General features: G+C 31.8%; 10 protein-coding genes and 1 riboswitch. Of the genes, 4 read left to right on the top strand and 6 right to left on the bottom strand.

What is annotated here, in order from left to right:
* Positions 1-115 precede the first annotated feature (115 nt).
* The 3 genes from QWC74_RS04800 (at position 116) to QWC74_RS04790 (ending at position 1,898) form a co-directional block, all read left to right on the top strand.
* Positions 116-853: a uracil-DNA glycosylase family protein gene (locus tag QWC74_RS04800; RefSeq protein ID WP_006785674.1), complete on the top strand. Its 738-nt coding sequence runs from the start codon at positions 116-118 to the stop codon at positions 851-853.
* 21 nt (positions 854-874) lie between these two features.
* Positions 875-1,333 (top strand): hypothetical protein, encoded by a 459-nt coding sequence (locus tag QWC74_RS04795; RefSeq protein ID WP_006785673.1) that lies wholly within the window; start codon positions 875-877, stop codon positions 1,331-1,333.
* A 100-nt stretch (positions 1,334-1,433) separates the two neighbouring features.
* A complete protein-coding gene (locus QWC74_RS04790; RefSeq protein ID WP_129821259.1) occupies positions 1,434-1,898 on the top strand; it encodes a methylated-DNA--[protein]-cysteine S-methyltransferase in 465 nt (154 codons plus the stop codon).
* Between the two features lie 31 nt (positions 1,899-1,929).
* Here the strand turns inward: QWC74_RS04790 and QWC74_RS04785 are convergent, their stop codons facing one another.
* From QWC74_RS04785 to proC, 5 genes are all read right to left on the bottom strand, one after another.
* Positions 1,930-3,375, bottom strand: coding sequence for an immunoglobulin-like domain-containing protein (locus QWC74_RS04785; protein WP_006785671.1), 1,446 nt, complete (start codon positions 3,373-3,375; stop codon positions 1,930-1,932).
* A 132-nt stretch (positions 3,376-3,507) separates the two neighbouring features.
* Positions 3,508-4,665, bottom strand: coding sequence for an AI-2E family transporter (locus QWC74_RS04780; RefSeq protein ID WP_006785670.1), 1,158 nt, complete (start codon positions 4,663-4,665; stop codon positions 3,508-3,510).
* Between the two features lie 155 nt (positions 4,666-4,820).
* Positions 4,821-5,951: a M20 family metallopeptidase gene (locus tag QWC74_RS04775; protein ID WP_006785669.1), complete on the bottom strand. Its 1,131-nt coding sequence runs from the start codon at positions 5,949-5,951 to the stop codon at positions 4,821-4,823.
* A 125-nt stretch (positions 5,952-6,076) separates the two neighbouring features.
* Positions 6,077-7,510, bottom strand: coding sequence for a YfcC family protein (locus QWC74_RS04770; protein WP_006785668.1), 1,434 nt, complete (start codon positions 7,508-7,510; stop codon positions 6,077-6,079).
* Positions 7,511-7,785: 275 nt separating this feature from the next.
* Positions 7,786-7,959: riboswitch (Lysine riboswitch) on the bottom strand.
* 296 nt (positions 7,960-8,255) lie between these two features.
* Positions 8,256-9,062, bottom strand: coding sequence for a pyrroline-5-carboxylate reductase (proC, locus tag QWC74_RS04765; protein WP_006785667.1), 807 nt, complete (start codon positions 9,060-9,062; stop codon positions 8,256-8,258).
* Positions 9,063-9,192: 130 nt separating this feature from the next.
* Here proC and QWC74_RS04760 point away from each other — a divergent pair, with 130 nt between their 5' ends.
* Positions 9,193-9,969: an alpha/beta hydrolase gene (locus QWC74_RS04760; protein WP_006785666.1), complete on the top strand. Its 777-nt coding sequence runs from the start codon at positions 9,193-9,195 to the stop codon at positions 9,967-9,969.
* 814 nt (positions 9,970-10,783) lie between these two features.
* Here QWC74_RS04760 and QWC74_RS04755 read toward each other — a convergent pair.
* A complete protein-coding gene (locus tag QWC74_RS04755; RefSeq protein WP_006785665.1) occupies positions 10,784-11,893 on the bottom strand; it encodes a tetratricopeptide repeat protein in 1,110 nt (369 codons plus the stop codon).
* Positions 11,894-11,933: the final 40 nt, after the last annotated feature.

Below are 11,933 nucleotides of genomic sequence, written 5' to 3'. Positions count from 1 at the left end.
TAAGTCTATTTTAACGACTTAACTTAAATGTGTCCATAAAACTATACTAGCACCACCCCTACTTTTGCTAGTTTATGTAAGGAAGTATTTAAAAAGAATAAAAGGAGATTTAGTAATGAAATATAACCTAAAACAATTTACTAATGTAATTAAAGTTTTACCCCTAAAAAAGAAGTATACGAAAGAGGAGTTGTTAACGCCTGATTTTTTAATTGAACAACAGGGGGCTGTTGAAATCTATTATGCTCCTCATAATGAATATTTAAATCCTCAAGCAAAGATTTTTATTGTAGGAATTACACCTGGATTTGAACAGATGTCAAGGGCTATCTCTGAAGCTAGAAGCTGTTTTGAAGAAAATCTATCACTTGATGAAATTCAATATCGTTGTAAAAAAGCAGGTCGTTTTAGTGGGAGCCTACGTCAAAATTTAATTCAATTTCTTAATCAATTAAACTTAACTGATAAATTGGGGATAACTAACGCTTCTGAACTGTTTGAAGAGCATGATGATCTTCTTCATACAATATCGCTTATCCCTTATTCTGTATTTGTAAAAGGAAAAAATTATACAGGTCATACACCTAATCTATTAAAATCGCCTATGTTGATGTCCTATGTAAAAGATAACTTTATAACTGAATTAAATAAACTCGATCCTGTTTTAATTATTCCTCTTGGGAAAAGTGTTGAAGAAGTTCTACTTTATTTAGCACAAGAAGGTTTAATAAATGAATCGCACATCCTAAAGGGATTTCCACACCCTTCAGGAGCTAACGGTCACCGTTTTAAACAGTTTAATGAAAATAAAGAATCTATGATGCATCAAATTGATAAATACTTTTCTAAATAACCACAACTAAAGGAGTTAAAAATGAATCTATCATTTAATTTTTCTATGGGAGGATTTCTTCTTGTTTTACTACCCATGTTACCTAATGTTTTATATTTTATATTTTTAGAAAAATTCGGTTCTGAAACGTCTCCTAATTCACATAGAACACTTGATATGATTGAACATGATGCCCAATTTATTTTTATTGGTTTGTTAATTTTCTTTGAGCCTATCAATCAGCCTGTAATTTCTATGAGTTTAGTGTCTATTATAGCTCTATTTTTAATTTTTTATTATCTCCTGTGGGGATTATTATTTTTAGGGCGTAAAACATTGACTATTTTATTAGCCATGTCCATTGTTCCTGTTATCTATTTTATATTAGGAGCTATCCTACTTCGTAATTTTTTAGCAATTATTCCTATGATTATTTTCTTAATTTTCCATGTTTTAATCACTTATTTCAATTATAAATCGTCTAAGCCTCTGCATTTATAAAGATAATGTGAAATCAACTAGTTTTTATGTTAATAAAGGATTTAAAATCCTCGAAACACAGTGAATGAACATTCACGATATGAGGAGGTTTTGATGAAGTATGAGTAAATTTATTGGTTATTATGAGTCACCTATTGGCTTAATTGAAATAATAACAGATGAGCATTTTTTACGTGAATTGTGGTTTGTGGATAAGATTCAAGAGACAACAGTGCAACCTGAAATTCTTAAGAAAACTTTGATTCAACTTGATGAATATTTTAAAGGTGAGCGAGTGAAATTCGAGCTTGATTGTGTATTAGAGGGAACCGAATTTCAAAAGTCAGTTTGGAATGCTTTATCAGAGATTCCTTATGGGAGTTTGGTAAGCTACAAAGATGTTGCAGATTCAATTAATAACCCTAAAGCGTGTCGTGCTGTTGGAAATGCAAATAATAAGAATAAGATTGGAATTGTTATCCCCTGTCATCGAGTCATTGGTGCTAATCAATCTTTAACAGGCTATGTAGGGGGACTTGATCGAAAACAATGGCTTATTGACCATGAACGAAAACATAAAAAATAGCTCTACGCCAAAAGTAGAGCTATTTTTTATGCTAATTTTCTTTTCTTCTATTTAAAACTATTCCACCTGTACATAATACAACTCCGATACCAAGAAGGAGCCAGCTATTAAATCCTGTGTTGGGTGTAACCTGATTCATGACAGTAATTGTAACAGAATTCGTGACCAATGCTCCATCACGATCACTAACCTGATACGTGATATGATACGTACCTGAAACAGATGCATTCACATTATTTTCAATAATTTTGATTTCAGAAGTTAAATTTCCATCTTCAATATCATACGCAGTAACACCTTCTGATGGATCAAATGCATCACCAACTTTAATAATTTTATCCCTAGCTTGAATGACTGGAAGTTCATTGATGATACTACTTGATGGCAATACCGAAATGATTCTCGTAACCGTCGTCGTATTTCCACTAGAATCCATCACTGAATAAATCAGTTCATATCGTCCAACTATATTAATATCTACCATTCCCCTAACTTGAATTTGAGATGTCAAATCATCATCTTCTGCATCATAAGCTGTAACACCTTCTAATGAATTAAAAGGGGTCCCAACACTCAAGGTTAAATCAGTTGCTCCACTTATGATGGGAGTTTGTCCTAAATCTAGATTAACATGAAGAAAAACTGTTCCATCAAACTCAATTTCTACCCCATCAGATGAAGAGGCTATTTCTGAAAAAGTAAACTTTAGATCTTGGCTTTCTTGAATATTCTCCCATACTACTTCATCTGTTTTCAAATCATAATAACCATCTTCAACATTTACTTTTCCAACAGGACCATTAAAATCTAAAATAGGATTTTTTATTTTTAATGTATCCCCTTTTTTCACAGAATATTCTCCTAAATCGATAGTCTGTTCATGGCCCCATCCATACAAATACTGAGCTAAACTTTTAAACCGACTAATATCTTTCACGTGATTATTAGAAAAATCAATAATCTCTAAATCCTCCATCTCTGTGACAGGAGTCATATCATAAAGGTTATTATCAGCTAGGTACAAATAAACTAATTCATCTAGATTAGATAAAGGACCTAAATCCCTTATCTCATTACTCGCAATATTTAATAAACTTAAATTAACTAAATGAGAGAGAGCCGAGATATCTTGAATTTTGTTATTGGTTAAAATAAGGTAATTAAGCTTGCTTAAATTCGTTAATGGGGACAAGTCGGATATTTGATTATCTTGCAGTCTAAGTAACGTCAAATTAGTTGCATACTGTAATCCTTCTAAATTAGAAATTCCTTTACCATTTAAATTTGCTACCTTCAATGTTGATAATTGTTTTTTCGTTATATCACTTTCACTCGAGTTCCCTAATGCTTCATTTAAAGCGATTTTCAAACTTTGATCTGGAATATTGACAATATCATTGCTCATTGCATGAGTCGTTGATATTGTTGTAAAAGTCATGAATAAAATAAACAGAAAGAGAATACTTTTTTTAACCATTTTAGATAGACAACTCCTATTTTACAAATTTTATTCGTTGCTAATAGTTTCCCTTTCTTTCTAAATTTCTACTCATTGATTTTAAAAATATAAAAAGGAACTATCTTTAATTTAAGATAGTTCCTTTTTATATTATAAATATTCTGTTGTGTCTGTCGGTAATCCCTTTTTACTTAAACGAATTTCAATGACATCTTTAACGATTGAATAAATTAGTGCAAACATTGGAACTCCAATAATCATTCCAACTAATCCAAATAGTTTCCCTGCAACTAAGATAGCGAATAAAATCCAGAAAGCTGAAATTCCGATTGAGTCACCCAAAATTTTAGGTCCAATAATATTCCCATCAATTTGTTGAATCACAAGGATAATAATCCCGAACCATACTGCCTTAATTGGCGAAATGAATAAAATAATAATCGCTGATGGAATAGCTCCAATAAATGGTCCAAAGAATGGAATAATATTCGTCATTCCAATAATAACAGAGATTAATAATGAATATGGCATTTTAAAGATTGTTAAGATTATAAAGGTTAAAACTCCAATAATAGCTGAGTCAATAATCTTTCCACCAATAAATTTTCCAAATGTCAAATTAGTGCGATTAGCAAGATTTAAGATAATATTTGCATGTTTATCATTAAATAATGCAACGACTACTTTCTTTCCAAGTGCAAAGAACTTTTCTTTATCAACCAGTAAATAAACCGAAATGATAATTCCTAAAATAATATTCCATACACTCGATGCAAAAGCCATGACGATTCCACCGATAATTGGTAGAAGATTTGTGACTAATTGGAGCACCCAGTTCGTAATTTCTGTTAATTTATCATTGATTAACGTCATGTATTCTGGACTAATATCCGTCTCATTTAACGTCTGTTCGAGTATTACTTTCATATCATATAGATATCTTGGAATGTCATTAACTAACCCTGTAATACTTTCGACTAATTGTGGAACCACGAATTGAATAAAGACATAAAAAATTAAACTTGCAGTTAAATATGATAATATAACTGCTACCCCACGCAGAGATTTTTTTGAACCTTTAATAAACTTCTTAAAGACTCTATCCTCATAAAATTTCAAGATAAAATTAATTAAGTAAGCGATGATAAAACCAATAATAAATGGTTGAAAAACGGCCATTATTTGGCTCATCTTTCCTGTAAAAGCATCTAATTTTGATATAATGTTAGCAAAAACAATACTGAAACAAATGACAATAAAAGCATATATCGCAATGGTAGTATATTTTTTATCCCAATTAATCTTCATAACTCCTCCTATTATTGTTATTTCATACTAAATTATAACTCTATTATATACTATTATTAGGCTAAAAAAGTAGCTTATATTCGCCTATATTTAAGTAATTTTTGTAAAAAAGCCACCTATCCTATTAACGAGATGAGGTGGCCTATAAAAGTATTTTATTTTAATTTAATTGATTCGCTTAACACGTCATATCCTGTATATGCTAAAGCTAATGCTGCAATGACTAGACGTTCATGTGCAAGACTTGTAACGGTTGCATCAACCATTTGTTGTGAGTGTCCAACAATCTTACAATCACCAATTCCAATATAGGGATGAATCGTTGGACAAATGTTACTAATATTTCCGATATCGACTGATCCAGTTTCCTTTTTAGCTGGATGAATATCTGTGATTCCAAGTTGACGTAAATTTTCATTAAATGCATTTGATAATACTTGATTCGTTTTTAAATCATCATAAGATAATTCATAGTTACTAATCTCTACTGTTGTTCCTGTTATTAAAGCAGCACCTTGTGCAATGTTTAAAACTTTTTCTTTAACAACTGCTAAGTATTCTTTCGTTGCTGCACGAATATAAAATTGTGCTGTGGCATGTTCTGGTACAATATTCGCTGCTACCCCACCATTTGTAATGATCCCATGCATACGAACATCTGATTTAACATGTTGGCGTAATGCATCAATTCCATTAAATAATTGAATAATAGCATTTAAAGCGTTGATTCCATTCTCTGGGCTCGCTGCTGCATGAGAAGGACGTCCTGTGTAATCAAATTGTAAAGCTTCCATTGCTAAAGATGTTCCACTTTCTGTTGTATATCCATCCGGATGAACCATCATAACAGCATCCATCTCATTAAATAATCCTGCCTCAGCCATGGTTACTTTAGCGCCATTTGTTTCTTCAGCTGGCGTTCCAAAAACATAAACTTTTCCACCAACTTCATCGATAATTTTACTCAATAAAACCCCTGCTCCAGCACTCATTACACCAATCATATTATGACCGCATCCATGACCTAAATCAGGTAATGCATCATACTCACATAAATAAGCGACAGATAATCCAGGTTTTTTACTATCGTAAACCGCTGTAAATGCTGTTTCTAATCCTGCAACACCTACTTCAACTGAAAAATTATGTTCTTTTAAAAATGAAGTTAATGTATTTACAGCTTCGAACTCTTGGTTTCCAAGCTCAGGATGATCATGAATATAGTCACTCATTTCCCATAATCTTTGTTTAAGCTCTTCACTAATTTGCAATAATTGTTCTTTCATAATGCCCCTCCTGTATACAAAAATCTATTGATAGATTTCTTCTTATTCTAATTCATTTTTCATTTTAAGTTCAACTATAGTTTACTAGGCATTCTCTATAAAGAAAATGCCTAGCAAAATTAATATTATGACCAACCCATTAAAATAGCAATTGTAATAAAGATAATAGCAATTACTCCAAAGATAACTTGTAGTGGTAAAATCCATTTAATCCATTTTGACCATGGGATACCTGCTACCCCTAAACAAGCCATTAAGACTGCACTTGTTGGGAAAATCGCATTTGAGAATCCATCACCAAATTGGAAAATTAAAATTGATGTTTGCGGTGTAATTCCAACTAACTCACCAAGTGGCGCCATAATCGGCATTGTTAAAGCTGCTTGTCCTGAACCTGATGAAATAAAGAAGTTAATAAACATTTGAACAAAGAACATGACATATCCCGCAATTAACGAAGGTAATTGACCGATGAAGTTTGATAATTGGTAAAGAATTGTATCAATAATTTGACCATCTTGTGCAAGAATCACGATTCCACGAGCAAATCCAACCACAATAGCTGCTCCAATCATATCTTTTGCTCCACTTACAAACGATGTTGCCATATCATCAAAACTTAAACGTCCAATAAATCCTGCCACGATTCCTGTAGCTAAGAATAAAGCCGCGATTTCTGGAATAGCAAAATCAAATTTTAGTACTCCAACGACAATTCCAGCTAAACAAACTAAAATCGAAGATAAAATAATTTTATGTCTTACTGTAAACTCGATATGTTCTTCAGTTGATTCTTTTAATGCTTCACGACGTGACTGATCAATTTCATAAACGGGACTTAATTCTGGATTACGTTTGATACGACGACCATACCACATTAAGAATAGAATAGATGCTAAAGTTGTAACTGCCCAAATTAGAGTACGGAATCCCACACCTGATCCAGCTTGAACATTTGCAATACTTTGAGCAACCCCTACTGAGAATGGATTAATCATTGCTGTAGCAAAACCAACAATACATCCAACATAAGAAATAGCCATCGCCATAATACTGTCATAACCTAAAGCTAAACAAAGTGGAATCAACATTGCAATAAATGGAATTGCCTCTTCCGTCATTCCAAAAACTGCGCCACCTAATGAGAATAATCCCATAATAAACGGAATCATTAACATCTCTTTTCCATGGAACGATTTAACGGCACTTGTAATTCCAGCATCAATTGCACGTGTTTTTGTAATAATAGCAATTGCTCCACTTACGATAAATAAAAAGGCAATAATTTCTGAAGCTCCTACAATTCCTTCTAATGGAGCTTGTAATAAACTAAATAATCCTTGCGGTGATTGCTCGATGTATTGGAACGATCCATCCACAACGACTGTTCGACCTAAATCATTAACCACTCGCTCATACATCCCAGCTGGTAATATCCATGTTGCTACGGCAACGATGACTAAGATAAAAGAAATAATAACTAGCGTATGTGGTACTTTAAACTCTTTTTTCGCACCTGCCTCAGTTTCAATACTTCTGGCTCTTCTAAGACTTAACATATATTAATCTCCCTTCAGGTTTTTAACATCCAATAAAGCATTGTCCCCATCTTTTCTTGGATGGTATGAGGTGCAAGAGCTTCACAATAAAAAAAGTCTTGAGTATCACTCAAGACTTTTCAGAAATAATCACATAACGTGCGTTTACTTTTGAATGCTCAAATGATAGCCCTCCACAATTTTTATGGTTGGCTTTAATAAAAAAAAGCCTTGAGCAAATCACTCAAGACTTTGAATTTTAATATATCATTTAATCGATATACAATGCATTCATCTTAAATGATAGCTCACCACAAAATATTTTGTGACAGTGTTAAGTATATTTTACATAACACCAGCTCTATCACCTTAAAGTATCGATGATAGGCTTCGGCGAGAACTCCTTTCCTATTGCGTCTACGTCTTCACTCTTCAATAGTACTCTTAGTTACCGCACCTCTATCTAAAACCTATTTATTTTTTAATTAATTAAATCATAAACTATATTCTATTCTTTTGCAAGTGTAAATTTATGTAACTATCCAATAAAATTTCTATTTTATATTTTTTTAATAAATACACTATAGAGAGCTAACTATAATAAATTTTTAAAAATGAGATGGCCTTAATGAGTATTAAAGAAAAAATTCATGAAATGGAAATTCATCATAAAGAACAACATCATGAGGAAAAAAAATTTGAGAAAAAAGAAGATAAATTATATAAATAGCCTATAAAGACACGCTAGTTTTAAAGCGTGTCTTTTTTATTTACTCATTTTTTTAGATTTCTTTGCACAAGCTTCCATAGCATTCATAATACTTGCTCTAAATCCCTCTTGTTCTAATTTAGCAACTGCCTCAATTGTTGTGCCACCTGGTGAACAAACTTGATCTTTTAATCCCCCTGGATGCATCCCTGTTTCTAGTACCATTTTCGCCGCTCCAAGCACTGCTTGTGCAGCAAATTCGTAAGCAAGATTTCGTGGCATCCCTTGTAAAACAGCAGCATCAGCCATTGCTTCAATCATCATATAAACATAAGCAGGTGATGATCCACTCACAGCAATAACGGAATCAATTAATACTTCAGACACCACTTCACATTTTCCAAAACTATTAAAAATAGCAATCACTTGATTTAACTCATTTTCTGTAACATTGCGATTTGGTATAATTGCTGACATCGCTTCACCGACTTGTGCTGGTGTGTTTGGCATTGTACGAACTACCTTAATACTTTTTTGAAAATAGTCCTCAATCATTTGAAGTGTTGGTCCTGCTGCAATACTCACAATAATGGTTTCTTTATGAATACTTTCTTTAATTTCATCAATAATAGCGGGATATAAATATGGCTTAACTGCTAAAATAACAATTTGACATAAATTTGCAACATCTTGGTTTGAAGTTGTCCCATTTATTTTATAATCTTCAACAAATCGATTAACTTTTGTCTGGCTAGGATTAGACATCAAAATATCATTTGATAATATTAATTCAGATTTCAATAATCCTTTTAACATCGCCATCGCCATATTACCACTACCAATAAATCCAACCGGATACTTCATATTTCATCCTCCTTTATTTTATTATAGTCTTTTATTTATACTTCTCAATAATAATAAAAACGTTTACTTAACTATTCATTGCCTTCGTGGTATAGTAAGTTTAGTAATCATACTAGGGGGGGATTTTTAAATGATGAAAGCTATTGAGTTTGTAAGAGATGGATTTGTTTTACGTGGGACTGAACACCTTCCTAATCAAATAAGTTCTTCTATTCCAGCTATAATTTTATTTCATGGTTTCACAGCTAATCGTTGTGAATTTGGATTTAGCTTCGTAAGATTGGCTAAACGATTAGAGACTGCTGGTATTGCAGTTTATCGCTTTGATTTTATGGGAAGTGGTGAAAGCGACGGTGATTTCTCAGATATGTCTGTAAGTACCGAACTTGAAGATGCCCATGCTATTTTAAATTATGTTCGCTCACTTGAGTATATTGACTCAAAGCGTATTGGTGTTCTTGGAATGAGTATGGGTGGCTGCGTTGCTAGTCTATTAGCAGGACTTCGTCCACATGATATTCAGTCACTTTGCTTATGGGCACCCGCTGGTTTTATTCCTGACATGGCTAGAAATGGATTTTTACTTGGAAAACAAATAACGGAAGAGATAAAGGAATCTGGTTATCTTCCATGGGGAACTCTACAAGTCGGTATGAAATTCTTCACTCAAGATATTAACTTACACGTTTATGAAACGGCACAGAAATTTGAAGGATCTGTTTTATTAGTTCATGGGGATAAAGATTTAACTGTTCCAATCGAGACTTCTTATGAATATTTGAAATACTACAATAATCGAGCACAACTCATTACAATCACCGGTGCAAGTCATGGATTTGAGACTCTTAATTACTTAGCATTATTATTTGAGTCAACAGAATCATTTTTTAAATCGCAATTACTTTAGGCAGGGAGTTTCCTGCTTTTTTGGTGCTTAAAATAGTTATCATATCAAAAATTTAGCTTACATAAAAATTAATGAAAGGGTGTGTTAACTATTGAATTTTCAGTTTATCATAGAGTATATTTATCAACTTTTTTTATTAAGTCCTTACTTATTTACCTCAGTAGTTTTAGTTCAATGTGTATATTTTTCTTGTCGCAATAATGAATCACACGAATTAGATTTATCTAAAAGTTTATGGGGAATTCTTATTATCACCCTTTTAACCTTGATGGAGTTCTTTATTCCTGGTATTTGGGACCTAAAAATCTCACACAATGTAATAACCCTCTTTTTAACAATTGATTTAGTATTAATCTGTCTTGTCACTATATTCCATAACAGTAGCGAAAGCAAAAAGAAACTAGTTTATTTACTTTCTATTCCTGCTCTACTAACCTGTTTAATCCTATTGAATATTATTGCTCTTATCTGTCCCACTAGTTAAGAGAAATAAATAAACGACTAATTGAATAACATAACACTAACCCAAAAACTTACCCCTAAGTTTCTTTAATAAATAAAAAACCTCTAATTAATTTACTCATCACTTCATCTCACAAGCTCTATTATACTTAGTTTCCCACAAATTTTGAATTTAAAAAATGTCACAGATTTTTGTCGAAATCTGTGACATTTTCCATCATAGAGATTTTATTAATGAAGTATACTGTAACACTTTATCTGGTTTAATTAAACTCTCGTTAATAATTGTTTTATAAAGTTGTTTTTCCATCAACAATAAAGTTGAGGGAATAGCTAATGCTTGTTTGATTAACTATTTTACTTCTTCAAATAAAGATTTAATTGAATCAAAATCCTTTAAATCAAGATACATTTGAAGTCCCCATGTAATAAAATCCTCTTTTTGGTCCATATGAGCACTTGTAAAAATATCTCTTTTAATTTCATTAAAAATTGATTTAGCTTCTTCATATTTTTTCAATCGATAATTAATTTCACCTACTATAGAGTTAGTCACACTGTTATGTGAATAGTTCTCTCTATACTTCAATGATAAATCTAAATATTTTAAAGCTTCTTCATAAAATCCATTATTGTATTCTAAATAGGCTAGATTATGATAAGCATGTCCTAAAATTGGAGGACAAAATGGATTTTCAATGAACTCTAATAATATTTTTTTGGCCTCTTCATCCTTATTTTGTTTTTGTAAAATCATCCCTTTTAATAAATATGATGAACCTTTTGCCATTATATCTTCATTCTGATTCATTATTTCATCAATATAAATTAAGCTTTGTTCACAATCTCCATCATACAAATAACTAGTAGACATATCATATAAATTTTTATATTTAAGACTTCCTGTCTCTTCTGATAAGAAATAACTAGCTATCTTATATTGTGCAATGGCATCTTTATACTGCCCCAGCTGATTAAAGTTTACTCCAACCAAATTATAATATTTAGCTGGGTTGATATCCGTTTGATTACAATATGAAATAGCCTTTAAAAAGTATTCATTTGATCTCTGATGATCACGAGTAGTGTAATAATGAATTGCTATTTTCTCATTCAAATTAATAAGTGGTTGAAATAATTCATATTTTGTCGCAACTTCATTAAATATCTCATAATCACTTAGACCGTACTCTAACGTGCAATGTTCCTCTAACCAAATTTCTGCTTGTTGTTCTGGTGTTAAACAAAATTGTTCATACGTATAATTCTCTTTAAACAATCCATTTGTTAATTGATCTAATGCATCATACATGAGTTGTTTCATTTCTTCATTTAAAGATCTTTTATTTGTTTCTAACATACTAATATAGTTACGTGAAAATCCAAACGATTCAAAGGCAACTTGTTTTAATCCATACTGTTTACGTACTTGACGAATTTTTTCTCCAATTGTTAAAAACATAACGTATCCTCCGAACCTTATTTACAAATGATTACCTTAT

The sequence above is a fragment of the uncultured Turicibacter sp. genome (assembly GCF_938044715.1).
Lineage (GTDB): Bacteria > Bacillota_I > Bacilli_A > MOL361 > Turicibacteraceae > Turicibacter > Turicibacter sanguinis.
The sequence above is the reverse complement of the archived record's forward strand: the minus strand, read 5'-3'. Positions and strand labels throughout refer to the sequence as shown.

What these genes read in the sequence shown, in the direction of transcription:
- QWC74_RS04790 (WP_129821259.1), top strand. Translation starts at nt 1,434, where the DNA reads ATGAGTAAATTTATTGGTTATTATGAGTCACCTATTGGCTTAATTGAA.
- QWC74_RS04780 (WP_006785670.1), bottom strand. Translation starts at nt 4,665, where the DNA reads ATGAAGATTAATTGGGATAAAAAATATACTACCATTGCGATATATGCT.
- QWC74_RS04760 (WP_006785666.1), top strand. Translation starts at nt 9,193, where the DNA reads ATGATGAAAGCTATTGAGTTTGTAAGAGATGGATTTGTTTTACGTGGG.
- QWC74_RS04785 (WP_006785671.1), bottom strand. Translation starts at nt 3,375, where the DNA reads ATGGTTAAAAAAAGTATTCTCTTTCTGTTTATTTTATTCATGACTTTT.
- QWC74_RS04800 (WP_006785674.1), top strand. Translation starts at nt 116, where the DNA reads ATGAAATATAACCTAAAACAATTTACTAATGTAATTAAAGTTTTACCC.
- QWC74_RS04775 (WP_006785669.1), bottom strand. Translation starts at nt 5,951, where the DNA reads ATGAAAGAACAATTATTGCAAATTAGTGAAGAGCTTAAACAAAGATTA.
- QWC74_RS04770 (WP_006785668.1), bottom strand. Translation starts at nt 7,510, where the DNA reads ATGTTAAGTCTTAGAAGAGCCAGAAGTATTGAAACTGAGGCAGGTGCG.
- QWC74_RS04795 (WP_006785673.1), top strand. Translation starts at nt 875, where the DNA reads ATGAATCTATCATTTAATTTTTCTATGGGAGGATTTCTTCTTGTTTTA.
- QWC74_RS04755 (WP_006785665.1), bottom strand. Translation starts at nt 11,893, where the DNA reads ATGTTTTTAACAATTGGAGAAAAAATTCGTCAAGTACGTAAACAGTAT.
- proC (WP_006785667.1), bottom strand. Translation starts at nt 9,062, where the DNA reads ATGAAGTATCCGGTTGGATTTATTGGTAGTGGTAATATGGCGATGGCG.